A 25,527-nucleotide genomic window follows, 5' to 3' on the forward strand; every position below is an offset into this window, starting at 1 on the left:
GGGTTACTCCGAGAAACGTACGTAGCCTTCCGGCAGGCGACCACCGGCGGCGGACTGGGAGCGGACGGCGACTTGCGGACTGCGCGGAGCGGCTGGCCGAGCCCGCTCCATGGCCCGTTCCAGGTCCTGTACCGCACGGCCTTCACCGGTGTGGAAGAAGCCCATCAGCTGCTGCAGTTGCTCGGCCTGGCCGCTCATTTCCTCGGCAGTGGCCGCCAACTCTTCCGAGGCCGAGGCGTTCTGCTGAGTCAGCTGATTCAACTGCAGCATAGCCCCGTTGATCTGACTTACCCCGCTGCTCTGCTCTTCGCTGGCCGCAGCGATCTCCTGCACCAGATCCGAGGTCTTGCCGATGGAGGGCACGATCTGGTCCAGCAGGGTGCCGGCACGCTCGGCCAGGGCCACGCTGTTCTTGGCCACGTCGCCGATCTCCTGGGCCGCGACCTGACTGCGTTCGGCCAGCTTGCGCACCTCGGCCGCCACCACCGCGAAGCCCTTGCCGTGCTCGCCGGCGCGGGCCGCTTCGATGGCCGCGTTGAGCGCCAGCAGATTGGTCTGGTAGGCGATGGCGTCGACGATGCCGATCTTGTCGGCGATGGTCTTCATCGCCACCGTGGTATCACGTACCGCTTCACCACCCTCGCCCGCCTCTCGCGCGGCCTTGCCGGCCATGCCGTCGGTGACCCGGGCATTCTCGGTGTTCTGGGCGATGGAGGCCGACATCTGCTCGACGCTGGCACTGGTCTCTTCGACCGAAGCGGCCTGTTCGGTACTGGCCTGGCTCATGCTCTGGGCGGTGGCGGAGATCTCTTCCGAGGCACTGGCCAGGGCATCGGCCGACAGCCGTACGTCGCCGATGATCTGGTTCAGCTTGCCGACGGTGCCGTTGATGGAATTCTTCAATTCCAGCAGCTGACCCTGGTAGGCGCCCTGGACGGTACGGCTCAGGTCACCCTGGGCCAGACCGGCCATCACGCCCATGGCCTCGTTGACCGGGGCGACGATGGCGTCCAGGGTGCCGTTGATGCCGGCGACGATACGGCGGAAGTCGCCCTGGTGGGCACTGGCGTCGGCACGGCTATCGAGGCGCCCGGCCATGGCCGCCTGGCTCAGCTGGGCGGCGTCTTCGACCAGGCGCTGGATGTTGCCGCGGACCTGCTCGAGGTTGTCGTTGATCACTGCCTTCTGCCCAGGGAAGCGTTCCAGCGGCACCGAAAGATCGCCTTCACCAAAGCTCTTCACACAGGCCATGGCCTTGCGCGAATCCTCCAGGTGCCCGGCGACCATGGCATTGACGCCTTCGGCCATGTTGCGGAAGGTACCCTGGAAACGCTCCACCGGAATGCGGGCGTCCGTCGCGCCGCGATCATGGGCCTCGGACAGCTGCACCATTTCCGCGACCAGGCGCTGGATGTTGCCGCGCACCTGTTCGAGGTTGTCGTTGATCACCGCCTTCTTGCCGGGGAAACGTTCCAGCTCGGCCGCCAGATCGCCTTCGCCAAAGCTCTTCACGCAGGCCATGGCCTTGTGGGAATCCTCCAGGTGACCGGCGACCATGGCATTGACGCCTTCGGCGACGTTGCGGAAGGCCCCCTGGAATCGCTCTTGCGGCAGGCGCGCGTCCGTCTCGCCGCGATCATGCTCGGCGGCCATGGTGGTCATCTCCTGCACCAGGCCGCGCAGGGTCAGCACCATGCGCTGCATGGCGGCCATCAGGCTGGAATCGTCGCCAGCGCGCAGCTGCAGATCGTCGGGCAGGTCGCCTGCGGCCGTGCGGTTGGCGACCTTGGCCACCTCGGCCGGCTCGCCACCCAGTTGGCGCAGCAGGTTGCGGGTAATGAAGAAGCCGAGCAGGCCGACGGCCAGCAGGGTCGCGAGTGCGATGCCGATGGAGACGACTGTGGCCTGGCTCATGGTACGGCCGGCGACCTGCGCCTGCTCGCTGCCGAGCTTCTGGTTGTAACTGCGGTGCGCATCGAGGGCATCGCCGACATGGTCGATCACCTTGCGCTGCTCGCCGAGGATGCGTTTGACGTCCTCGTCCTGGCTCGCTCGCGACAGAGGCAACACCGTTGCCACCAGATCGTTCAGGGCCACGATGGCCTGGCGATCGTCCTGCAGCATGCGCCGATCGGCTTCGTCGGAGATCAGCGGCTCATAGTCCTTGAGCGCCTTTTCGGTCAGTTGCTGGGCCTCGGTCAGTTCCTTCTCGGCCTCGCGCGTGGCGACGTCGCCGTCCGCGGCCAGGTGGCGGTAGATGCCGGTGATGATGTCGGCCGAATGGGCATCGATGGCATCGATGCCCAGGATCGACGGTACGGTGTTGTCGTTGCCGTAATTGGCGCGGTCGTACACCTGGCTCAACTGCTGGTAGGCGATACCCGCGAGCAGGATGATGCCCAGCAGCGCGGAGAGCACCAGCAGGGACATGCGTTTGGTAACGGTCATGTATTCTTATTCCTTGTCGCTCAGGCCGGTACGGCGGCGTGGGCGGAGACGGTGGTGGACGAAGCCTCGCCGATCAACCCGGGCACGCTGAGGATCAGCGCCACGGCGCCGCTGCCGAGGATGGTGAAGCCGCCCAGGCTGCGGTTGTGGTCGAACAACGGACCGAGAGGCTTGATCACGGTCTGGAATTCACCGAGCAGCTGATCGACCACCAGACCGGCGCGCTGGCCGGCGTAGCGCACCACCACCACGTTCTGGCGCCGCGGCGGCGCTTCCTCGATGGCGAACAGCTGGCGCAGGCGCAGCACCGGCAGCACCTCGCCGCGCAGGTCGAGATAGTCGTTGCCGCTGGCCTGGACGCTGGCCGCCTCGGTCAATTCGATGCACTCCTCCACCGCTTCCAGGGGCACCACGTAGGCGGCCTTGCCAACGCCGATGAGGAAGCCGTCGATGATCGCCAGGGTCAGCGGCAGGCGGATCGTTACCGTGGTGCCCCGGCCCTCCTCGCTGGTGAGGTCGACGCTGCCGCGCAGGGCGGTGATGTTCTTTTTCACCACGTCCATGCCGACGCCGCGACCCGACAGGTTGCTGATCTGCTCGGCGGTGGAGAAACCCGGCTCGAAGATCAGGTTGAACACCTCCTTGTCGCCCAGCACCTGGCCTTCGCTGATCAGGCCGCGCTCGGTCGCCTTGCGCAGGATGCGCTCGCGCGACAGACCGCCACCGTCATCGGTGACTTCGATGACGATGCTGCTCGACTCGTGATAGGCGTTGAGGCCCACGGTGCCCTGGGCCGGCTTGCCGCGGGCCAGGCGCAATTCGGCGGATTCGATGCCATGGTCCATGGCGTTGCGGATCAGGTGGGTCAGCGGATCGCCGATCTTTTCCACCACGGTCTTGTCCAGCTCGGTATCGCCGCCGCTGATGCGCAGGGCGATGTCCTTGCCGATTTCCTTGGAGACGTCGCGCACCACGCGCTGGAAGCGGTTAAAGGTGGTGCCGATCTGCACCATGCGCAGGGTCAGGGCGGTATCCCGCACCTCCTCGACCAGGCGCGACAGCACCCCGGTGGATTCCACCAGGGTGGTCAGGCCGCTCTGCTGAGCGATCAGCTGGGTGCCGGCACCGGCGATGATGAGTTCGCCAATGAGGTCGATGAGCTGGTCGAGCTTGGTGGCGTCGATACGGATCAGTTGGCCTTCGCTGGCTGGCGCCCGCTGTTCCTTGATCCTGCGCTGCTTGTTCAGGGCCGCGTCCACCACCGGCGGATTGACCAGTTGGGCCTCGACCAAGACCTCGCCGATGGGCTTGCGCGGCACCGCCGGATCGGCCTGGCGGCGCAGCACCTCGTCCAGCTCGGTGGCGGTCAGGGTGCCGCAGCGCACCAGGATTTCGCCCAGGCGCAGGTCTTCCTCGGGCAGATCGTCGATCAGCTGGCAATAGTCGCTGCTGCGGCTGTGCGGCGGCAGGATGCGGATCTGGCTGTCTTCGCGGACGAATTCGAAGGCCGCCTCGATGGTTTCCTTGTCGGCGTCGCTGTCGAAGGCGACCTCGAAGCCCAGGTAGCAGGTTTCCGGATCCATCTCGGCGGCGGTCGGAATGGCATCGAACAGGGTAACGATGTTGACGATGCGGCCGAAGGTATTGAGGTAGCGCACGAAGGCCAGCGGATCCATGCCATTGCGCAGCATGTCCGGGCCGAAGCGCAGCGACAGGTGCCAGTGGCCGGCGGCCACGCCATCCACCGGTGTCACCAGGGCGCGCGCCACGGCGGTCGGCTGGGCCGCCTGGGCGCTCGGCTGCAGATAATGCTCCAGGCGCTGCACCAGAGCGGCGCCCACGGCCTGGAAGTCGGCCTCCGGCTCGCTGCCGGACGACACCCGGGCAATCAGGCCATTGAGGTGATCGCAAACCTCCAGGAACAGTGCCGACAGCGTCTCGTCGAACGCCATTTCACCACTGCGGATGCGATCGAGCACGCTTTCGGCGACATGGGTGAAGGCCACCACATGGTCCAGGCCGAACAGCCCCGCCGAACCCTTGATGGTATGGGCGGCGCGAAAGATGGCGTTGATCAGCTCGGCGTCATCCGGCGCCTGCTCGATCTGCAGCAGGGCGGCCTCCATCTGCTGCAACAGCTCCTCGCTCTCGGCGATGAACGTCTTGAGGATCTCGTCCATGTTCATGCGGCCACCTCCTGCGCGGCAGCCGCGGTAAAGAAGTCGGCGAGACCTGCCAGCTCCAGCAATTCGGTGACGGCGGGGCTGGGATCGACCAGTTCGAGGCTGCCGCCCAGACGCTGCGCCTCCCGGTGGGCCAGCAGCAGCAACTGCAGACCGGCGGAGTCGAATTCATCGACTTCGGCCAGTTCCAGCGCCACGGTGATCCCGGCGGTGAGGGGTTCCATCAGCAAAGGCTTGCTGTCGGCCGCGGTGTAGATGGTCAGCGGCCCAGTAAGGGGCAGGCGGGTACGAACGACATCGTTCATGGGGGCAGCCTCCAGGGCTATCAGGGCATGATCAGCTTGGAAACCGCTGCCAGCATCTGTGCGGGCTGGAACGGCTTGACCATCCAGGCCTTGGCCCCAGCGGCCTGGCCGGCGGCCTTCTTGGCGGCGTCGGATTCGGTGGTGAGCATGATCACCGGAGTGAACTTGTAAGCGGGCAGCTTCTTGGCCGCGGTGACGAAGGTGATGCCGTCCATGTTGGGCATGTTCACGTCGCTGATGATCAGGTGCACCTTGCGACCGTCCAGCTTGGTCAGGGCATCGCGACCGTCACAGCCCTCGATGACGTCGTAGCCCGCGCTTTTCAGCGTCATGGACACCACCTGGCGGATGGAGATGGAGTCGTCGACGATCAGAATGGTCTTGTTGCTCATGGCAGCTTTCCTTAGAAGAAGGTGATATCGGATTCGGCAGCGGCGGCGGCCGGTCGCTTGCCGTGGTGCACGGCGACCTGCTCGGCCATGGTGTAGGTACGGGCCAGCTCGGCGAGCCAGCCCTTGGTGTCGAGGGGCGGCAGCGGCTGGCCGCTGGCGGCCAGGGCGCGACGCTCGATCACCAGGCGCTCGAGGCGGGCCTGGTCGTCGCGGATGTGGCCGAGCATCTGGCTGACGCGATCCTGGAACTGCAGGGCGACCAGCACCTCGGCGATGGCGCCGCCCACGGCCGCGGCGTTGTCGGCCAGGGCATCGCTGCGCTCGACCACGTCGCGGGTGGTGCCGCCAAAGCTACCGATGACCTGTTCGATGGTCTCGCCGGACTGGTTCAGGGTGCCGGTGTCGCGCTCGGCGTGGCGTTGCGACAGCTCCAGGGTGCGGGCGATGGCGCCATTCACCGTTTCCACGGTTTCGCCGATCTTCTGCCCGGTGTCGCCGGACAACGTGGACAGCTTGCGGACCTCGTCGGCGACCACGGCGAAACCGCGCCCGGCTTCACCGGCACGCGCGGCTTCGATGGCGGCGTTGAGGGCCAGCAGGTTGGTCTGGCGGGCCACGTCGCCGACGTCCTTGGCCATGCTCTTGAGTTGCTCGGTCAGGCCGGCCAAGCCGTTGACCTCGGTGAGCAACGCGCCCTTGCTCGACAGCGCCTCACGCAGCGATTGCAGGATGCCGTCCAACTGGTTCTGGCTGCTGGCCATCAGGCTGACCAGGCGATCGCCACTGCCGTGATCGTTGCCAGCGACACTGTGGATACGGTCCGCCAGCTCGGCGAAGCGACTGGTCAGACTGACGATTTCCTGCTCGGTATGGACGCGCGCGGCTTCGATCTGCTCGGACCACACTGGCAGCACGGCTACACAGAGGGCTTCGAGAGCTTCGTCCCGGCCGCTGACCGGGCTCTGCTGGATGGCCTGACCGGCAGACCGCTCGACCTGCCGTGCCTGAGCGCGACGCAGCTGCCAGAAGCCCAGGCCCATGGCCAGGACCACCTGGGTGGCACTCAGGGCCAGGGTGGTCGCAGTGACACCGCCCGCGTACAGGATCGCGCCGGTGCCACAGGCACCCAGCAATGCAGGGGTGAAGGTAAAGTCGACGAGCGAAGGCGAGGAAGGGGCGTGTTCCACAGGAAGATACCGGTCTAGACGCCAGCGAAGGCGGGAAGGTGTGACCGGGTTATCAGCTCTGGAACGCTAAACTTTAGCCACGGACGGATAACTTATTGTAATAGCTTAGTGCCACTACAAGTTTTTCCGCCAGCTTTTTTCAGAGTTCGTCGCGCCGTTTGGCCCGTGCTAGACGGCCTGCCATGGCTCCCGCCTCTTCCAGAACCTCTCGTACATAGCCCAGATGCAGGCTCGCTGCCTCGCGCGCGCGTTCGGCTTCACCCGCGACAATGGCTTGGTAGAGCGTCCGGTGCTGTTCCAGCAAGCGCTCGCGGGTTTCGCCACGCTGCGCCTGCATGCCGCCGATATTGGTCACCATGTGATGCCGCAGCAGTTCGAACAGGCTGCGAATGCTGTGCAGGTAGACGGCGTTGTGGCTGGCCTCGGCGATGGCCAGGTGAAAAGCCGCATCGGCCTCGCCCTCCTCTTCCCGAGCCAGGGTCTCCCGCCGCCGATAGCAATCTTCCAGTCGTTCCCAGGCCAGGGTCAGTCGCGCCAGATCAGGCTCGGTGGCCCGTTGCGCAGCGTAGTAGGCGCAGGCGCTTTCCAGGGTATGGCGAAATTCCAGCAGGTCGCGCCGGGTTTCCTCGCGGCTTTCCAACAGCGGCAGCAGCGGATCGGTGAAGGCACTGTTGAGCGCCTCGGTGACATAGGTACCGCCGCCCTGGCGGCTGAGCAGCAGTCCCCGCGCTACCAGTTTCTGGATGGCCTCACGCAGGGACGGTCGCGACACCCCGAAGCGCTCGGCCAGCACCCGCTCGGCTGGTAGGCGCTCGCCAGGTCGCAGGGAACCCTCGGCGATCAGCGCCTCGAGATTCTTGACGATGTCGTCCGACAGACGACGTTGCTTGACCGGTTCGAACCCCATGAAAAACCTCGAAAAATGCCGCAGACAGCAGCGGCCGTCCGCCGGGTGGAAGGGATGGGCCGACGAAAGTCGCACATCAAGGGGTTTGACAGAGGCAAAGACCCCGCTTAACGTGCGTGAAGTCGCACTTGTAAATTGGTCTTACCAATTTTTGCCACAGGTCGCGATCTTGTGCAACCCCGTCCTGCCGCCTCCCTACAAAAACAATCAAGGAGCACCCGATGGAAACCTGGCAACAGATCTATCTCCCCCTTGGCAGCCTGGGCCTTTCGGCCTTCGTCGCCGCCTTGCCCATTCTGTTCTTCTTCGTTGCCCTCGCCGGTCTGAGACTCAAGGGCCATGTGGCGGGCGCCATCACCCTGGCGATCGCCCTGCTCATCGCCCTGTTCGTCTATCGCATGCCGGTGGACAAGGCGCTGGCCTCGGCCGGCTACGGTTTCCTCTACGGCCTCTGGCCCATCGCCTGGATCATCGTCACGGCGGTGTTCCTCTACAAGCTGACGGTCAAGTGCGGCCAGTTCGACATCATCCGCAGCTCGGTGCTGTCGATCACCGACGATCAACGCCTGCAGGTGCTGCTGATCGGCTTCTGCTTTGGCGCCTTCCTGGAGGGTGCGGCCGGTTTCGGCGCGCCGGTGGCCATCACCGCTGCGCTGCTGGTGGGCCTGGGCCACAATCCGCTGAAGGCGGCCGGGCTCTGCCTGATCGCCAACACCGCGCCGGTAGCCTTCGGCGCCCTGGGCATCCCGACCATCGTCGCCGGCCAGGTGACCGGCATCGACGCCTTCAAGATCGGCGCCATGACCGGTCGCCAGCTGCCACTGTTGGCGTTGCTGATACCGCTGTGGCTGATGTTCATGATGGATGGCATGCGTGGCCTGCGGGAAACCTGGAAACCGGCGCTGATCTGCGGTGGCACCTTCGCGGTGGTCCAGTACCTGACCTCCAACTTCCTCGGCCCAGAACTGCCTGACATCACCTCGTCTCTGGCTGCCATGATCGCCCTCACCGGCTACCTCAAACTGAGCCAACCGCAGCAGGCCACTGCCGGTGCCAACACCGTGGTGAGCGGCGGCGGCGCAGCTGCGCTAGGCGGTGGTGCAGGCTTCGGCCAAGGCGGTCGCCTGCCACCGGAGCATTCGCTGGGCACCGTGATCAAGGCCTGGTCACCCTTCCTGATCCTGACCGTGATCGTCACCCTCTGGACCACCAAGGCCTTCAAGGCACTGTTCGCCACCGGCGGCGCCCTCTATGCTCTGGTGATCAACGTCCCAGTGCCCTATCTGGACAAGCTGGTGATCAAGACACTGCCGATCGTGGCCACCCCGACGCCCATGCCGGCGGTCTACAAGCTCGACCTGCTGTCGGCCTCGGGCACGGCCATCCTGATTTCCGCCTTGATCTCCATGGCCATCTTCCGCATCAAGCCCTCGACCGCCCTGGGTGTGTTCAAGGAAACCCTGGTGGAACTGCGCAAGCCGATCCTGTCCATCGGACTGGTGCTGGCCTTTGCCTTCGTCGTCAACTATTCGGGCATGTCCACCACCCTGGCCCTGTTGCTTGCCGGCACGGGCGCGCTGTTCCCCTTCTTCTCGCCGCTGTTGGGCTGGCTGGGGGTATTCCTGACCGGTTCGGATACCTCCTCCAACGCCCTGTTCGGCTCCCTGCAGGCGACCACCGCGCACCAGATCGGCGTTTCCGACACCCTGCTGGTGGCCGCCAACAGCTCCGGCGGCGTGACCGGCAAGATGATCTCGCCGCAGTCCATCGCCGTGGCTTGCGCTGCCACCGGGATGGTGGGCAAGGAGTCCGACCTGTTCCGCTTCACCGTGCGCCACAGTATCGGCTTCGCCATCCTGGTCGGCTTCATCACCCTGGCGCAGGCCTATGTGTTCACCGGGATGCTGGTGCACTGATAGCGCGTTTCCCGGCGGCGGCTCAGGCCATCGCCGGTCCTCTTATTACCGGGCTAACCCGGAGTGACGCCTGATGAACGATCTTTTCTACAACGCCGCCCCCAACGCCACCCGTACCGCGCCGCCCCTGGCGCCGCCACGGACCTATCCGCAGCAGAAACCGACCCAGGTCTATCTGTTCGGCACTTGCGTGGTCGACCTTTTCTATCCCGAAGCCGGCCTGGACAGCATCCGCCTGCTGGAGCGCGAGGGCATCCGCGTGCATTTTCCCCAAGCGCAGAGTTGCTGCGGCCAGCCGGCCTACACCTCGGGCTACACCGAGGAAGCCCGTGCCGTAGCCCGCGCCCAGCTGGCGCTCTTCGCCGAACCCTGGCCGGTGGTGGTGCCCTCCGGCTCCTGCGCCGGCATGCTGCGCCATCATTATGCCGAGCTGTTCGCCGACGAGCCGGAGACCTTGCGCCAGGCGCTCGACCTGGCCGAACGCACCTACGAACTGGCGGAATTTCTGCTCAATATCTGTCAGGTCGACTACCAGGACCGCGGCGCCCCGACCAAGGTGGCCCTGCACACCTCCTGCAGCGCTCGGCGCGAGATGCAGACCCACCTGCACGGCCGCGCCCTGCTCAGCCAGTTGGCGGCCGTGGAGCGCGTCGACCATGATCACGAGAGCGAATGCTGCGGTTTTGGCGGCACCTTCTCGGTACGCATGCCGGACATCTCCGGTGCCATGGTGGCGGACAAGACCCGCGCCCTGCAGGACAGCGGTGCCGCTCAGGTGCTCACCGCCGACTGCGGTTGCCTGATGAACATCAACGGCGCCTTGGAAAAGCAACGCGCCGCCTTGCGTGGCGAACACCTGGCGAGCTTTCTCTGGCGCCGTATCGGAGGTGCAGCGTGAACGAGATGCTGAAGATTCCCCTTACCGACATCAGCGAGGCGCCGCCCTTCAAGACGCGTGCGCGTCAGGCCCTGGGCGACGACCAGCTCAGGCGAAACTTCCGCACGGCCATGGATTCGCTGATGACCAAGCGGCTGGCCAGCATGAGCGACGCCGACGAGCGCGAGCGCCTGCGCGAGTTGGGCAATCGCATCCGGGCCCGGGCGCTGTCCAAGCTGCCGGATCTGCTGGAGCGGCTGGAAGCCAATCTCAGACGCAATGGCGTCCAGGTGCACTGGGCCGAGACCACCGCCGAGGCCAACGCCATCGTCCAGGGGATCGCCGAGCGCCATACGGCCAAACTGCTGATCAAGGGCAAGTCCATGGTCAGCGAAGAGATGGACATGAACCACGTCCTCGGCGCCCAGGGCATCGACTGCCTGGAGTCGGACATGGGCGAGTACATCATCCAGCTCGCCGGGGAGAAGCCCTCGCACATCATCATGCCGGCCATCCACCTCAACCGGCAGCAGGTAGGCACCCTCTTCCACGAGCACCTGGCCGAGCCCTACACCACCGACGTTGATGAACTCATCCAGACCGGCCGGCGGGTGTTGCGGCAGAAATTCTTCGAGGCCGACATCGGCATCTCCGGCGTGAACTTCGCCGTGGCCGAGACCGGCACCCTGCTGCTGGTGGAAAACGAGGGCAACGGGCGAATGTCGACCACGGTGCCGCCCGTACATATCGCCGTGACCGGCATCGAGAAGGTGGTGGAAAACCTCAGAGACGTGGTGCCCCTGCTGTCGCTGCTGACCCGCTCGGCGCTGGGTCAGCCCATCACCACCTACGTCAACATGATCTCCGGGCCGCGCAAGGCCGAGGAACTGGACGGGCCGCGCGAGGTGCACCTAGTGCTGTTGGACAACGGTCGCAGCCAGGCCTTCGCCGACAGCGAATTGCGCCAGACCCTCAACTGTATCCGCTGCGGCGCCTGCATGAACCACTGCCCGGTCTATACCCGTATCGGCGGCCACGCCTATGGCGAGGTCTATCCCGGCCCCATCGGCGCCATCATCACCCCGCATCTGGTCGGCCTGGAACGGGCGCCCGATCATCCCAGCGCCTCGTCGTTGTGCGGCGCCTGTGGCGAAGTCTGCCCGGTGAAGATCCCGATTCCCGCCCTGCTGCGCCGACTGCGCGAGGAAAACGTCAAGGCGCCCGAGGCAGAGCCGCAGCTCCTGCGCGGCCAGGGCAGCAAGTTTTCCGCCCGCGAGCGCTGGACCTGGCATGCCTGGCAGAGCCTCTTCACCTCGCCGCTGCTCTATCGCGGCTTCAGCTACCTGGCCACCCGCTTCGGCCGCTTCACCCCGGGCCAACTCGGGCCCTGGACCGAGCACCACAGCGCGCCCAAGCCAGCGAAGCGCTCGCTCCACGAACTGGCCCGCGAACACCTGGAGAACCGCCCATGAGCGCCCGCGACAACATCCTCGCCAAGCTGCGTGGCAGTCTGCAGGGTACCCAGCCCCTGGCCGACAACTTCGACGAAGCCCTGGTGACCGAGCCTTGGCGCTACCCACCCACGGAGCGCGTCGCCCGTCTGCGAACCCTGATGGAAATGGTGCATACCGAGACGCACCTGACCACCACGGCGGACTGGCCGGCGCAGGTGGAGCGCGTCCTCGCCGAACGAGGTCTGGATCAGCTGTTGATCGCCCCCGGCACGCCGCATGGCGCGCGCCTGGTGGAGCGCTGGCAGGACCAAGACCAGCCGCGCTGGAAGGCCTATGACCGCCCCGTGGAAGAGTGGAAGGCCGAACTGTTCAACGACACTCCGGCGAGCCTCACCGGCACCCTCGGCGCCCTGGCCTCCACCGGCAGCCTGGTGCTCTGGCCGGATCGCCAGGAACCGCGGCTGATGAGCCTGGTGCCGCCGTTGCACATCGCCCTGCTCAGGGCCAGCACCGTGGTCGACAACTTCTATGAGTTGCAGCAACAACACCGCTGGCAGGATGGCATGCCGACCAATGCCCTCCTGATCTCCGGACCATCCAAGACCGCCGACATCGAGCAGGTGCTGGCCTATGGCGCCCATGGGCCCAAGGACCTGGTGGTGCTGATCGTCGAGGACGAGTGAGGGTTTTGCCCCCTTACCCCAGCCCTCTCCCCAAGGGAGAGGGCGCGGTCCAGCTCACCGCGTAGGTTGGGTTGAGCGCAGCGAAGCCCGACAGAGCCCAGCCTCGATGCATACCCTGTTGGGCTTCGACGATGAAGCTGTCTCAGCCCAACCTACGGTCCTCGCTGCAAAAGGAACACCGTAGGTTGGGTTGAGCGTTAGCGAAGCCCAACAGAGCCTAGCTTCGTGCGGATCCTGTTGGGCTTCGACGATGGAGCCGTCTCAATCCAACCTACAAGCATTATGGCCAAAGAGTCATCGTAGGTTGGGTTGAGCGCAGCGAAGCCCAACGATCTCCCCCTCACTCCAGCTGACCAACCCGCTGCGGATCCGGCCAGAACAACGCCGCCTGCCCCAACCGCTGTCCGTCGACATCGAGCAGATTCCAGACCACGCCGGCATGGATCTGGAAGGCCTCACCGTCTCGATCGACCCGCCAGCCTTCATAGCCACTGGCATAACCCTGGCGCCCCACCGCCTCCATCAGGCGCTGACGCTCGTCCCGGTCCTTGGGCGAGGCGCTGAAGCGCGACGGCATGCCGAGAAACTCGGCGCGGGGATAGCCGAAGCAGCACAAGGCCTGGTGGTTGGCGTAGCAGAACAGCGGATCCTGTTCGATGCCGTGGGCCAGCAGGGCATAGGGCGCCCTTTCGTGCAGCCACGTCAGAACGTCGGCCTGAGACAGGCCGGCAGGCCGCGGCAGCGGTTGGCCGAGCCAGTGGTGGTAGGAGGCGTCCAGCAGTGGAAGCAAACTGAGATCGGTAGCGGACAAACCGGTAGCTCCTTGGCGAGGGATCACCATTCAAGAGCAACCCGGCGGGCTTGGGAAGCCCAGGGCCACCGCGGCAGGACGCCACGGCAGCCCGCAGGCGCGGTTTACTTCACCGCGGAAAGGTCGATGCGCACAACGCTTTCCGGCGCGGTGTTCATGTATTCCTTGTCGAAGGGCGTCTTCACCGTCGCATACAGCGTCTGGCCATCCGGACTCACCAGCAGGCTGTTGGGATTGGGCTTGAGGTCGTAGGCCTTCTTCTCGGCGTAGGTGGTGGCGTCCAAGATCAGCAGCCGACCGGTCTCGCGCTGAGTGATGTACAGCTCGTTACGCGTGGTATTGAGCTTGATGGCCAGGGCATCGCCCACCGGTAGACGCTTGATCACCTTGCCGCTGCGGATATCGAAGACCAGCACGGTCTTGGCTTCGGAATTGTCGGTGACGAACAACTGGTGGTTCGCGCGATCCTCGGCCAGATTCAGCAGCAGGTACTTGCCGCCATCGCCCGGGGTCCAGCGGTGCTCGATCTTGCGGGTACGCGGATTGATCACCAGCACTTCCCCGCTGCCATTGGCCGCATAGAGACGCCCGGTATCCTCGGAGTACAGCAGGCCGGTCACCCACTTGCCGGCATTGGGAATGCGCGCCTTGAGGGTCAGGGTCTTGGCGTCCACCACCCAGATCACGCCCGGATCGCCAACGCCGCCGACATACAGCATGCCGTCATGCAGGATGACCTGGCGCGGATTGACCGGATGGCCGTCGCGGCCCATCTCGTTGAATTTCAGGCGCTTCTCCACCTTGCCGGTGCGCAGGTCGATGCGGCTCAGACCACCATCCAGGGAGTTGGTGACGAATAGCGTCTCACCACTGGCGTCGGTGGTCAGGGCGAAATTCTTCAGATCGGTGTGGATCTGCCCGGTGATGGCCAGGGTCGCCGGGTCCAGCTGATAGATCACCCCGCCGGTGACGCCCTTGGTCAGTTGGGCGGTCGCAGCATAGACCGACTGCTTGGCCGGACTGTAGGCCAGTTCATAGACGCCGTAACCCAGCTCGATACGCTTGAGTTCGGCGGGTGCCTGGGGCGCGGCCGGTTGCGCGGCCACGGGAGCCGGCGCGGGTGGCGGCGGCGTCGGTGCCTCCGGGCGATTGGAACAGGCGGCCACTGCCAGGGACAGTAGCGCCATGGCGCCCAGCGTCGAGACCTTGTTGAAAGACACCGCCATTTGCTTCTCCTAGGGACGAGGTACGAGAGATCAGGACAATCCTGAAATGATAAACGTTCGCACTATGCCCAAGGAGAACAGGTCAGACAAGGCCGAAAAGTTTCAGCCTCTCACCTGGTACGGCTCGTCATCCTCTGCCCCTCCGCTCTGGCCCAGGGTTTTCAGTCGCCCCTGACGATCCAGGCGAAAGCGCGAGAAATCCTCCGCCAGGTGCAGCTCGCCGCTATAACAGGCCACCGCCTCTTGACGCAGCTCCTCGATGGAGGGCGAACGCCCCGCAGCGGCCTGGTAGCGCGGACTGAAATGGGTGAGCAGCAAGGCGGGTAGCCCCTGCGCCTCGGCAAAGCGAGCGACCCCGGCCGCACTGCTGTGGCCCCAGCTCTGCCCGGTCTTGTCGATCTGCGCCTGGGCGTAGGTGGCTTCATGGACCAGCACCTGAGCGCCCCGGCAGGCCTCCGCCAGCAGCGCAGGATCGTCATTGTCCCCCGCCACCACCAGCCGCCGCTCCCCATGGGCCGCCTGCAGGAAGTCGGCGCTGCGCAGCAACCGGCCCTCGTGCGGCACATCCTCGCCTCCATGCAATCTTCCCCAGAGTGGGCCGCGCGGTACTTGGGCAGCCGCCAGGGCTGCCGGATCCAGCCGTTGCGGTCGGCGGGTCTCGCGGAAGCGAAAGGCGTGGCTGGGCACCCGGTGGGAAAGCGCGAAGGCGTCGATATCCCAGGCGCCCACGGCAAGCCCGGTGAAACCTTCCAGGGCATGGAACCGCAACTCGAAGGGCAGGTGCAGCGCGGTCAGGGCCTGGGTAGCGGCCAGCCAGTCCTGTACCGCCTGGGGCGCGATCAGCACCAGTGGCTGGCTGCGTCCGGTCATGGCGGCGCTGGCCAGGAGTCCCGGCAGGCCATAGCAGTGGTCGCCGTGGACATGGGTGATGCAGATGGCGCGCAGGTCCGCCGCCGACAGCGGCGTGCGCAGCAGCTGGTGCTGGGTGGCCTCGCCACAATCGACGAGAAACCAGCCCTTGCCCTGGTCCTCGATCAGGGCAAGGGCCGAGACATTGCGCCGCCGGGTCGGCACCCCGGCCGAGGTGCCGAGAAACAAGAGGTCCATGGAGGCTCCAGGCAAAAGACCAGTCTAGCGTGGCTGCCCCGCTGTCGCCCGAGCAACAGCAGCCGGGCACTCCTGCTGCCGGCCAGGCAGCCCAGGCCCGGCAAACCCCGAGAACGCGGGCTTTTTCGCCCTGGCAACGCTCTTGCAAAGCCTCTGGCGTCGCCCCTACATCCGCCGAGGACCACCATGAATCTGCCCATTCGCCACCTGCCGCCTGCCCGCACGGAAAGCCCGGACTACGAACAACTGGCTGCCCGCTTCCGCCCGATCTTTACCCGCATCGCCGAGGGTGCCCTGGAGCGCGAACGCAACCGCAACCTGCCCTATGCCCCCATCGCCTGGCTCAAGGAGGCCGGCTTCGGTGCCGTGCGGGTGCCCGTGGCATTCGGTGGCGCCGGCGCCAGTCTGCCGCAACTGGTCCAACTGCTGATCGAGCTGGCGGCTGCCGACAGCAATTTGCCCCAGGCCCTGCGCGGCCACTTCGCCTTTGTCGAGGACCGCCTCAACGCCCACGCCAGTGCCTCCCAGCAGATCTGGTTCGAGCGCTTCGTCGCCGGTGACCTGGTGGGCAATGCCTGGACCGAGATCGGCACGGTCAAGCTTGGCGAGGTCATCACCCGGGTCAGCCGTAAGGACGGCGAGTGGCGTCTCAACGGCACCAAGTACTACAGCACCGGCAGCCTGTTCGCCGACTGGATCGACGTCTACGCCCAGCGTGACGACACCGGCGGGGACGTCATCGCCGCCATTCGCACCGACCAACCAGGCGTGCGTCAGTCCGACGACTGGGACGGCTTCGGCCAGCGCACCACGGCCAGCGGCACCTCGGTGTTCGAAGATGTCGTCGTGGAACCCGACAACCTCATCGACTTCGCTACCCGTTTCAAGTACCAGACCGCCTTCTACCAGTTGGTGCTGCTGGCGGTGATCACCGGCAGCGGCCAGGCGGCCGTGCGCGAATTCGCCGGTGAAGTGCGCGGTCGTACCCGGATATACAGCCACGGCAATGCCAGCGCGGCCAGTGCCGACCCTCAGGTGCAACAGGTGGTCGGCAAGGCCTCGGCCTTCGTCTATGCCGCCGAGGCGGCGACCCTGGCAGCCGCCGTTGCGGCCCAGGCCGCCTTCGAGGCCCGCTATGCCGGGGACCCTGCCGCCGAGCACGACGCCAACGTGGCGGCGGAACTGGAATCGGCCCAGGCGCAATCGGCGGTCGCCGAGCTGGTACTGCGCGCCACCAGCGATCTGTTCAATGCCCTGGGCGCCTCGGCCACCAGCACCCGCAAGGGACTCGATCGCCACTGGCGCAACGCCCGCACCGCCGCCTCGCACAATCCGCTGATCTACAAGGAGCGCATCGTCGGCGTCTGGCAGATCGAGGGCAGCGAACCGCCCTTCGTCTGGCAGATCGGCGGCGGCAGCAAGCAGGGCTGACGTCGAGTGACCACCTGAATGCACAACGGCAACCCCAAGGTTGCCGTTGTGCATTCAGCGCGCTGGATCAATTCGACAGCTGGCGGGCGAACCGTCCCACGGCCCCAACCACCCGCTGGGCGCCGTCCTGGATCTCCACGATCACCTGCCCGGCCTGCCCGGCCAGTTCCAGGCCCTGCTCGGCCTGGCGCCGGCCATTCTCGATCACCGTCACCGCTTCGCCGGCCAGTTGCTGGTTCTGTTGCACCACCCCGACGATCTCCTCGGTCGCCTTGCTGGTGCGCGAGGCCAGTTGCCGGACCTCGTCGGCCACCACGGCGAAGCCGCGGCCCTGCTCGCCGGCCCGGGCCGCTTCGATGGCCGCGTTGAGTGCCAGCAGGTTGGTCTGCTCGGCGATGCCGCTGATGGTCTTGATAATGGTGCCGATCACCTGGGACTGATTGTCCAGCGCCTCGATGCCCTTCACCGCCTCGTGCATCTGGGTAGCCAGGGCACGCATGACGTCCACCGTCTGCTGCGCCACTGCCGCGCCTTTGCGGGCGGTGTCATCGGTATGCCGGGAAGTCTCGAAGGCCACGCTGGCGGCTTCGGACACCGCTTGCTCCTGGTGAACCTGATCGGTGATCACGGTGGCGAACTTGACCACCTTGTACAGGCGATCATGGGCATCGATCACCGGGTTGTAGGAGGCTTCCAGCCAGACATCGCGACCGTGGGCATCCAGCCGTTTGAAGCGATCCACGACGAATTCGCCGCGACGCAGGCGCGCCCAGAACTGCCCATAGGCGTCGGAGTTGGCCTCGGCTGGCTCGCAGAACAGCCGGTGGTGCTTGCCCTTGATCTGCGCCAGGGAATAACCCATGGCCTGCAGGAATCGGTCATTGGCATCGAGCACCTCGCCGTCGAGGTTGAACTCGATGACCGCCGTGGAGCGACGCAGGGCCTTGAGCAGGCTTTCGTGCTCGCGGGAGGTTTCGATGGTTCGAGTCAGGTTATTGCAGAACAACCGAAAGCGCGTCACCTGGCCCTGGCTATCATGGAAGGGATGCAGGATGCCTCTTAACCAGGCTTCCTGGCCGTCGCCACGCAGGAGATGCAGGGCACCGCTGTAGGGCTCACCGCGACTCAGACTCTGCTGCAGGCGCCGGCTGTACTCCTGGTTCCGAACGTGTCCCGGAATCAGCTCGGCCAGGGGGCGACCCAGCAAATCCGCGGCCCGCAGCCCCATCTCCTTTTCGAAATTGGCGTTCACGGAGGTGATGCACCCCCTGGCGTCCAGCTCCAGGCCGATCATCTCCACATCGAGTTCGGCCTTCAGTCGCTTGAAGGAATCCACCTGCTCGCGGAGACGCTGCAATTCTTGTTTTAGTCCCTTGTTAAACATGACACGCCCCTGGTCGGGAGATTGAGTTAACTCGGTGTCGGCAGCCAATAGTCAGGTCTTAAACTCGATGGTCAAGGAAATGACCAGGCGGTCGGAATGCAAGATGGATGGCATGGAGCCATTAACTAATAACAAAAAAATATTTCAAACCAGGGCTTACTCAGCATTACGTTCTAACGCCTGCCAGATCAGTCTACGCTAAGAGCTCCCCATGTCCGACTCCCTGCTGGAACCACTCGCGCCCCTGCTGACCCTGTTCGCCGCCACGGCCGCGGAACGGGATCGTCAGGGTGGTACCCCCAAAACCGAGCGGGACGCCCTGCGCCAGAGTGGCCTGCTGGCCATGAGCATTCCCGTCGAACTGGGGGGCCTGGGCGCGCCCTGGGACCAGACGCTGGAGGCGGTGCGTCGACTGGCCCGGGTCGACAGCTCCCTGGCCCATGTCTTCGGCTTCCACCATCTGCTGCTGGCCACCGCCCAGCTGTTCGGCCAGCCCGCGCAATGGCGTCCCTGGCTGGAAAGCACCGCCCGCGACACCCTGTTCTGGGGTAACGCCCTTAATCCCCTGGATCGCCGTACCCTCGCACGCCGCAGCGGCGACGCCTGGCAGGTGGATGGCCAAAAGAGCTTTTGCAGTGGCGCCCTGGACTCCGATCTGCTGCTGCTTTCGGCCCTGGAAAACGACGACAACGGGCGCCTGCTGATCGCCGTGGTCCCCACCGGCCGTGCCGGTATCCAGCTGTTCGACGACTGGGACAACAACGGCCAGCGCCAGACCGACAGCGGCAGCGCCCGCTTCGACGCCGTGCGTGTCGAACAGCGGGAATGGCTGCTCGACCCCGGCCCCCTGAGCACGCCCTTCGCCTGCCTGCGGCCGCTGCTGGCCCAGCTGGTCTTCGCCAACATCTTTCTCGGCCTGGCCGAAGGTGCCTTCGCCGAGGCGCGCCGCTACACCACCACCCAGGCGCGCCCCTGGTTCAAGTCCCCGGCGGCAAGTGCCAACCAAGACCCCTACATCCTGCGTCACTACGGCGAGTTCTGGGTGGCCTTGGAAAGCAGCCGCCTGCTGGTGGAGCGGGCCAATGGCGCCTTCGCCCAGGCCTGGCAACAGGGACCGGCCCTTACCGCCGAAGTCCGCGGCGAACTGGCCGTCGCCATCGCCACCGCCAAGGTCGCCGCCAGTCGCCACGGTCTCGATCTCGCCAGTCGGCTGTTCGAAGTCGGCGGCGCCCGGGCCACCGCCGGCGCCCTGCGGCTGGATCGCTACTGGCGCAACCTGCGCACCCAGACCCTGCACGATCCGCTCGACTACAAGCTGCACGAACTGGGCGACTGGGCCCTCAACGACGTCCTGCCCACCCCCAGCTTCTACTCCTGAGGAACCCGCGATGACCCTGCTGACCCTGACCCGCACGCCCGAGGTGCCCCGCTACCGGGCGACCGCCCAGGTCTTCGCCGACCCGAAATCACGAGAGCTGCTCGCCCATCTGGAAAAGATCGCGCCGAGCGATGCCAGTGTGCTGGTGATCGGCGAGACCGGTACCGGCAAGGAGCTGATCGCCCGGCATATCCATGCCCTGAGCCACCGTCATGCCGGCCCCTTCGTCGCCGTCAACTGCGGCGCCTTCGCCGAGAGCCTGGTCGAGGCGGAGTTGTTCGGTCACGAAAAAGGCGCCTTCACCGGCGCCCTGACTGCCCGCGCCGGCTGGTTCGAGGAAGCCAACGGCGGCACCCTGTTTCTCGACGAGATCGGCGATCTGCCGCTGTCGGTGCAGGTCAAGCTGCTGCGCGTATTGCAGGAGCGCGAGGTGGTGCGACTGGGTTCTCGGCGCAGCGTGGCCCTGAACGTGCGCATCATCGCCGCGACCAACGTCCCGCTGGAGCGAGCGGTGGCCGAAGGAAGCTTTCGCGAGGACCTCTGGTATCGCCTCAATGTGGTCAGCCTGCCGCTGCTGCCCTTGCGCCAGCGCCAGGGCGACATCCTGCCGCTGGCCCGGCACTTCCTCCACGCCTATGCCCAGGCGCTGGTCTCCCTGACGCCGGCGGCGGAGCGACGCCTGCTGGAACACCCCTGGCCGGGCAATATCCGCGAGCTGGAAAACACCCTGCAGCACGCCCTGCTGCTCAAACCCCAGGGCCAGCTGGAAGCCACTGACCTGTCGTTCGTCCAGCGGCCCAGCCTCGTTCCGCCAGCACCTCGGCCGGTCGAAACGGCGCCGGTGGACAGCCTGCTGACCGAGGCCTTCGCCCAGTTGTTCGAAGAGCAACCGGAGGCCCTGCACGAGCGCGTCGAGGCTGCCCTGGTGCGCGCGGCCTATCGCTTCTGCCATCGCAACCAGGTCCATACCGCGCGCCTGCTGGGGCTGAGTCGCAACGTCACCCGTGCTCACCTGATCCGTATCGGCGAACTGGTGGTCAATCATCGCCGTCCACTCGTGGCCCGGCCTGAACGCGAGATGCGCTTCTCCATCTGAGCCGGTCCGCCCAGCTGGGGTACCCGCGTGCCGAGGCGCCCCTTACACTGGGGTTTTGCCCCGCGAGGCCCGCATGACCGCCCGAACCCTGCTGCACCGTCACCCCGCCCGGCGCGACGATATCGGCGATCTCCAGACCCGGCGCCCGCTGCCGGGTCCCGGCCTGCCCCACCTGGATCCCTTTCTCTTCCTCAATCACCATGGTCCCCAGGTGTATCCGCCGCACAACGCCGGCCTGCCCTTCGGGCCCCACCCCCATCGCGGATTCGAGACGGTGACCTTCATCCTGGCCGGTTCGCTCGCCCACCGCGACAGCGGCGGCCACGAGAGCGTGATCGAAGCCGGTGGCATCCAGTGGATGACCGCTGGCAGCGGCCTGGTCCATGCCGAGCTGTCGCCTGCCACCTTCAAGCGCGACGGTGGCGACCTGGAGATCCTGCAGCTGTGGATCAATCTCCCCGCTCGCCTCAAGTTCACGCCGCCGGCCTACCACGGCGTCCCGGCTGCGGACCTGCCGCTGATCGAGGCGGATGACGGCCGGGTACGCCTCCGCCTGGCATCAGGTAGCCATCAGGGCATCCGGGGCGCGGTGGCGACGCCAACCCCCATCACCCTGATGACCGTCGAGATCGCGCCAGGGGGCCGCGCCACCCTGCCCGCCCCGTCCGGCGCCACCGTGTTCTGCTACGGCGTCCGTGGCAGCCTGCAGATCGGTGGCCAGGAAGAAGCGCCGTGGCAGCTGTTCCAGTTCGCCGACGACGGCGACCAGGTCGAAGTCACCAGTCGCGACGGCGCGGTACTGCTCTATGGGCATGCGGCGCCCTTTGCCGAACCCATCGTCGCCCACGGCCCCTTCGTCATGAACAGCGCCGAGGAGATCCGCCAGGCAATCCGCGACTATCAGGCGGGCCTGTTCGGCGAGGTGCCGGAGTGAGTCAGCCATAAGAGCACGCTCAGGCTAGAATCCGGCTTTTGCCGGGAGCGCAGCGATGAGTGACGAAGTGCGGATCGAGGATCTGGTAGTGGGTGACGGCAAGGCGGTGGTCAAGGGCGCCTTGATCACCACCCACTACGAGGGCTGGCTGGACGACGGCACCCTGTTCGATTCGTCCCGTGCCAAAGGGCGGCCCTTCCAGTGCGTGATCGGCACCGGCCGGGTGATCAAGGGCTGGGACCAGGGGCTGATGGGCATGCGGGTGGGCGGCAAGCGGCGCCTGGAGGTACCGGCGGCGCTCGCCTATGGCGAACGTCAGGTCGGTGCTCTGATCAAGCCGCACTCCAACCTGAGGTTCGAAATCGAGTTGCTGGAAGTCTTGACGCGGGACGATTGATGCCTGACCGACTTCAGTTCGACGCCTTGGTATTCCGGCGTACCAGCTCGAGTTGGGCTTCGAGCACGCTTAGCCGGGCAAACTCTCGGGTGTAGATGACGAATTGCTCCTGAAAGCTCTGCCGGCTCCGGGCGAGATCCTGTCGATGACTGCGAATTTGCTCTTCGAGAGTCTGCAGCCGCTGCTGGGTGGTTTGCGTCATGGCACCTACTCCTTGTGCTTGTGGTGTCAAGCGGACTCTAACCGTGCCCTGACAAATCGAGCTAGAGCCGTTCGTCGTCCCTTAAACCACCGCTACAGAGCCGTTTCGTCTCGCTGATGCGCTTCCGTGCTGCGTGAAAGGCGCGTTTTTCCTTACCAATCGGTCAAGAAAAAAGGCGACGAACCTCAAGAGGTTCGTCGCCTTCAGGATAGGCTCAGCGAAAGCTAGCGCGGTCCTACCGCCGTGCAACTGTTGCTGGCATCGACGTACTTCTTCAGGGTCGGCCACTGCGGCCGCTCCACGCCATTGACCGGCTCCACCGCCAGCGCGGCAGTTCCCCAGCCCGGACCCGCCGCCCAGTACGTCAGCGGCATGCAGTTCTGCTGCAGGTAGGCCAGCAGATTGTCGGTAGCCGTCAGCCAGCGGCTGTCGCCAGCCGGTACGCCGAACTCGGCGATCATGCCGCGCTTGCCATTGCGCTTGAGCCATTCGACGAAGGGCTTGACGCGATTGACCCCCACCTGCGGATCGAAGTTGTTCATGTTCTGCGCGGCGTAGGTGCCACTGCCGTCCTCATCGAGGTAGACGTTCGCCGCGTAGATGATGTTGTTGGCCGGATCCTTGAGATTGAGCAAGGCATTGCTCGCGCTCGGCCAGTTGGCCGCGCTACCCCAGGCATTGCCCTGGACGATCACCGGGTGGGTGCGGTCCATGGTACGCACCCCGTCGATGCCGGACTGCGCCGTCACCGGCCAGCTGCTGTCGGCGCCATTGGGCTTGCCCATGATGTCATAGCCATAGAGCGCGGCATGGTTGCCCCACTGGTAGGCCAGACGGTACATCAGATCCCAGTAGTTGAAGTTGGTGACGGTACCGGTGCCGATCAGGGTGCCCTTGTAGCGGCCGCCGTTGTCCAGCGCCAGGATCACCTTCATGTTGTACTTCTTGGCCAGCTCCAGCACCTGGGTGACCTGCTGGATGTACGCCCCTTCCAGGCTCCCGAAGAAGCGCGTCTGCAGACGTTCCCAGATCACCGGGAAGCGGATCAGCCGTACGCCCTTGGCGCTCCACTGCTGGAAATGCGCCTCGCCCGGCATGATGTAGTTGACGTTGAGCACCCCTGGCAGGCTCTGGGGCGCGAAGGCGGCACCCGAGAAGTTCAGCCCCACCAGATTGAGCTTGGCGCTGTTGGCGGGTGTGCCGGTCGATCCCGTGGGTGTGGCCGTCGAACCGGTGGCGGGCGTGGTGGCACCCGAGGAGCCCGTGCTGCCGCTGCCGGTCGCAGGCTTCACCTCGGCCACTGGCGTCGTCACGGCCGGCGTCGCACTGCCCGAGTTGCTGCCCGAACTGGTGCTGCCGGTGCTGCCCGTAGAGCCCGTCGTGGTACCCGGCACCGTCGTCGACGTGCCGGAGGTGGTGGTCCCGGTCTTCAGGGTCTTGGGATAGCCGTAGGCGTTGCCATCGAGCTGCGGGCTCTCGATGAAGACGCTCATGTTGCTGCCGACGACCTGGGCATAGGTCACCTTGTAGCTCTTGCCATCGGCCGGCGTGATCTGCGCGCCTACCTTGAAGGCGCCCACGTTGGCGGCCGAGGCCGGAATGGAGAAGCCGGCGGCCTTACGATAGACGCCATGCAGCCAGTCTTCGTTAGTGAAATCATTGATCGCGGTGGTCACCCCGGTCGTGGTGGAGCCTCCGGTATTGCCGCCGCCCGTGGCGGGAGCCGCGCCCGAGCTGCCACCGCTGCTCGAACCGGTATTGCCGCTGCTGGAACCACCACTGCCGCCGGTGGCACCAGTGCCGCCACCCGTCGCCCCGGTGCCGCTGGCCGGGGTGCTGCCGGTACCGCTGGCGAAGGGACCGATGGCGGTGCAGCTGCTGTCATCGATGTACTTGCGCAGGGTCGGCCACTGCGGCCGGTCGACGCCATTGATCGGCTCCACCGACAGGAAATAGTTGCCCCAGCCCGGGCCGGCGGCCCAGTAGGTGGCGGGAATGCAGTTCTGCTTGAGATAGGCCAGCATCCGGTCCATCAATGGCAGCCAACGGGGATCGTTATCCGGCACGCCGAACTCACCGATCATGCCCTTCTTCCTGTTCTTCTTCAGCCACTCGACGAACGGCCGAACACGTTCCACGCCGTAATCCTGGCTCAGCTTGCCGACATCAATCCCGGTGTAGTTGCCGCCGGCGCTCTCGTCGAAATAGGAATGCGCCTGGAAGATCAGGTTATCGGACGGATCCTTGAGCGCCAGCAGGGAGTCGTTCCACAGCGGCCAGCGGGTCGCCTCCGACCAGCCATTGCCCTCGATCATGATGGGCTTGGTCTTGTCGACCGCGCGGACCCCGTTGATGCCGTACTGGGCGGCGATCGGCCACTGGGCCATGGAGTCGTGGGGCTCGTTCATGATGTCGTAGGCATACAGCGAGGATTGGCTGCTCCAGCGCTGCGCGATCCGGGTCATGATCTCCTGATAGCGGTCGTAGGGAACCGCCGCGCTGCCGATCACCGATCCGCGATAGAAGGTGTAGTTGTGCAGATCGAGGATGATGCGCATGCCGTACTTCTGCGCATTGGCGAAGGTCTGGTCCACCAGCGCCGCATAGGTCGGGTCCAACGGACCGCCCAGTACGGGTTGCAGGCGCTCCCAGATGATCGGGAAGCGAATCAGCTTGATGCCCTTGCCACTCCACTGCTTGAAGTAGGCTTCGACGGGAAAGATGTAGTGGGTACCGTTGACACCCGGTAGTACCTGTCCGGCGAAACCGGCACCGGACAGATTGAGGCCCACCAGATTGACCTGCTCGGCCTTGGCACCGGCAGCCAGGGTCAGGGCGGCAACGAAGGGCAGCACCCGGGCTGCCCTGCGGGAAAACTTCAGGAAGGATGGATTCATCATCACCAACTGCGCTAAATCGACAGCGCGCTCCCTGAACACTGGCCGATATGAAGTGGGAGAAGAGTCGCGCGCAGGAAATTTGGCACGACGTTGCCTCCAGGCAGGTTGACCTATACAAGCCACATGCCAACTTCATCAGCAATTATGATGGCCACTATTTAGGCATCACGGCAGAATAATAAAAGCCTTTGTTTTTATTGAATTTTTTAAAATTTCCGCTCATCGACTCAGACGAGTGAATCCATTCACCTCCGTTTTCCCAGCACCATACTCCCGCCTGCCGTCAAATTTACTTCCGCCATATTGGAA

Annotated in this window: 21 protein-coding genes and 1 pseudogene; 9 read left to right on the forward strand and 13 right to left on the reverse strand. The window is 65.4% G+C overall.

The genetic code is table 11. The features are described from left to right. Positions 1-3 precede the first annotated feature (3 nt). The 6 genes from NRG74_RS08600 to NRG74_RS08625 form a co-directional block, all read right to left on the reverse strand. Entirely contained in the window at positions 4-2,448 is a 2,445-nt protein-coding gene (locus NRG74_RS08600; protein WP_257706286.1) for a methyl-accepting chemotaxis protein, read from the reverse strand. Positions 2,449-2,468: 20 nt separating this feature from the next. Then, positions 2,469-4,634 carry a chemotaxis protein CheA gene (locus NRG74_RS08605; protein ID WP_257706287.1) on the reverse strand — a complete coding sequence of 722 codons (2,166 nt, stop codon included), beginning with the start codon at positions 4,632-4,634 and terminating at the stop codon, positions 2,469-2,471. Beyond that, complete coding sequence (locus NRG74_RS08610; RefSeq protein WP_257706288.1) at positions 4,631-4,936, reverse strand: STAS domain-containing protein; 306 nt, start codon at positions 4,934-4,936, stop codon at positions 4,631-4,633. The genes NRG74_RS08605 and NRG74_RS08610 overlap by 4 nt, the downstream gene beginning before the upstream one ends. A 20-nt stretch (positions 4,937-4,956) precedes the next feature. Beyond that, on the reverse strand, positions 4,957-5,328 hold the full coding sequence (locus NRG74_RS08615; protein WP_007162125.1) for a response regulator: 372 nt from the start codon (positions 5,326-5,328) through the stop codon (positions 4,957-4,959). Between the two features lie 11 nt (positions 5,329-5,339). Continuing rightward, complete coding sequence (locus tag NRG74_RS24425; protein ID WP_437181185.1) at positions 5,340-6,368, reverse strand: methyl-accepting chemotaxis protein; 1,029 nt, start codon at positions 6,366-6,368, stop codon at positions 5,340-5,342. Positions 6,369-6,654: 286 nt separating this feature from the next. Further along, on the reverse strand, positions 6,655-7,422 hold the full coding sequence (locus tag NRG74_RS08625; RefSeq protein WP_064307183.1) for an FCD domain-containing protein: 768 nt from the start codon (positions 7,420-7,422) through the stop codon (positions 6,655-6,657). Positions 7,423-7,643: 221 nt separating this feature from the next. Here NRG74_RS08625 and NRG74_RS08630 point away from each other — a divergent pair, with 221 nt between their 5' ends. From NRG74_RS08630 to NRG74_RS08645, 4 genes are all read left to right on the forward strand, one after another. Beyond that, positions 7,644-9,338, forward strand: coding sequence for a lactate permease LctP family transporter (locus NRG74_RS08630; protein ID WP_184290934.1), 1,695 nt, complete (start codon positions 7,644-7,646; stop codon positions 9,336-9,338). A 73-nt stretch (positions 9,339-9,411) separates the two neighbouring features. Further along, a complete protein-coding gene (locus NRG74_RS08635; protein ID WP_184290936.1) occupies positions 9,412-10,236 on the forward strand; it encodes a (Fe-S)-binding protein in 825 nt (274 codons plus the stop codon). Between the two features lie 5 nt (positions 10,237-10,241). Next, positions 10,242-11,687, forward strand: a complete 1,446-nt coding sequence (locus tag NRG74_RS08640; protein WP_257706574.1) for a LutB/LldF family L-lactate oxidation iron-sulfur protein — start codon at positions 10,242-10,244, stop codon at positions 11,685-11,687. Further along, a complete protein-coding gene (locus NRG74_RS08645) occupies positions 11,684-12,352 on the forward strand; it encodes a LutC/YkgG family protein (protein WP_184290940.1) in 669 nt (222 codons plus the stop codon). The genes NRG74_RS08640 and NRG74_RS08645 overlap by 4 nt, the downstream gene beginning before the upstream one ends. Positions 12,353-12,692: 340 nt before the next feature. Here NRG74_RS08645 and NRG74_RS08650 read toward each other — a convergent pair whose 3' ends face one another. The 3 genes from NRG74_RS08650 to NRG74_RS08660 all read right to left on the reverse strand — a co-directional run bounded on the left by NRG74_RS08650 (position 12,693) and on the right by NRG74_RS08660 (position 15,496). Then, positions 12,693-13,163, reverse strand: a complete 471-nt coding sequence (locus NRG74_RS08650) for an MEKHLA domain-containing protein (RefSeq protein ID WP_257706289.1) — start codon at positions 13,161-13,163, stop codon at positions 12,693-12,695. Between the two features lie 104 nt (positions 13,164-13,267). Continuing rightward, a complete protein-coding gene (locus NRG74_RS08655; protein ID WP_257706290.1) occupies positions 13,268-14,389 on the reverse strand; it encodes a YncE family protein in 1,122 nt (373 codons plus the stop codon). Positions 14,390-14,491: 102 nt separating this feature from the next. Next, on the reverse strand, positions 14,492-15,496 hold the full coding sequence (locus NRG74_RS08660; RefSeq protein WP_257706291.1) for a ribonuclease Z: 1,005 nt from the start codon (positions 15,494-15,496) through the stop codon (positions 14,492-14,494). Positions 15,497-15,682: 186 nt separating this feature from the next. Between NRG74_RS08660 and NRG74_RS08665 the strand changes: the two genes are divergently transcribed. Next, positions 15,683-16,927, forward strand: a complete 1,245-nt coding sequence (locus NRG74_RS08665; RefSeq protein ID WP_257706292.1) for an acyl-CoA dehydrogenase family protein — start codon at positions 15,683-15,685, stop codon at positions 16,925-16,927. A 67-nt stretch (positions 16,928-16,994) separates the two neighbouring features. Here NRG74_RS08665 and NRG74_RS24605 read toward each other — a convergent pair whose 3' ends face one another. Both NRG74_RS24605 and NRG74_RS24610 read right to left on the reverse strand, forming a co-directional pair. Continuing rightward, positions 16,995-17,426: a methyl-accepting chemotaxis protein gene (locus tag NRG74_RS24605; RefSeq protein WP_437181186.1), complete on the reverse strand. Its 432-nt coding sequence runs from the start codon at positions 17,424-17,426 to the stop codon at positions 16,995-16,997. Between the two features lie 156 nt (positions 17,427-17,582). Next, positions 17,583-18,311: pseudogene (locus NRG74_RS24610) on the reverse strand (PAS domain-containing protein); the annotation flags it as partial. A 211-nt stretch (positions 18,312-18,522) separates the two neighbouring features. On the opposite strand from NRG74_RS24610, the gene NRG74_RS08675 reads away from it, so the two are divergent. The 4 genes from NRG74_RS08675 (at position 18,523) to NRG74_RS08690 (ending at position 22,116) form a co-directional block, all read left to right on the forward strand. Next, entirely contained in the window at positions 18,523-19,689 is a 1,167-nt protein-coding gene (locus NRG74_RS08675) for an acyl-CoA dehydrogenase family protein (RefSeq protein WP_257706294.1), read from the forward strand. A 10-nt stretch (positions 19,690-19,699) separates the two neighbouring features. Then, positions 19,700-20,785 (forward strand): sigma-54 interaction domain-containing protein, encoded by a 1,086-nt coding sequence (locus tag NRG74_RS08680; protein WP_257706295.1) that lies wholly within the window; start codon positions 19,700-19,702, stop codon positions 20,783-20,785. 73 nt (positions 20,786-20,858) lie between these two features. Next, positions 20,859-21,719, forward strand: coding sequence for a pirin family protein (locus NRG74_RS08685; RefSeq protein WP_257706296.1), 861 nt, complete (start codon positions 20,859-20,861; stop codon positions 21,717-21,719). Between the two features lie 55 nt (positions 21,720-21,774). After that, on the forward strand, positions 21,775-22,116 hold the full coding sequence (locus NRG74_RS08690) for an FKBP-type peptidyl-prolyl cis-trans isomerase (RefSeq protein ID WP_017640343.1): 342 nt from the start codon (positions 21,775-21,777) through the stop codon (positions 22,114-22,116). A 13-nt stretch (positions 22,117-22,129) separates the two neighbouring features. Here NRG74_RS08690 and NRG74_RS08695 read toward each other — a convergent pair whose 3' ends face one another. Together NRG74_RS08695 and NRG74_RS08700 are read right to left on the reverse strand one after the other, a co-directional pair. Next, positions 22,130-22,318: a hypothetical protein gene (locus tag NRG74_RS08695; protein ID WP_017640342.1), complete on the reverse strand. Its 189-nt coding sequence runs from the start codon at positions 22,316-22,318 to the stop codon at positions 22,130-22,132. Between the two features lie 224 nt (positions 22,319-22,542). Next, on the reverse strand, positions 22,543-25,218 hold the full coding sequence (locus tag NRG74_RS08700; RefSeq protein WP_257706297.1) for a glycoside hydrolase family 5 protein: 2,676 nt from the start codon (positions 25,216-25,218) through the stop codon (positions 22,543-22,545). Between the last annotated feature and the right edge of the window lie 309 nt (positions 25,219-25,527).

The organism is Pseudomonas oryzihabitans, from assembly GCF_024652905.1.
Classification (GTDB): Bacteria; Pseudomonadota; Gammaproteobacteria; order Pseudomonadales; family Pseudomonadaceae; genus Chryseomonas; species Chryseomonas benzopyrenica.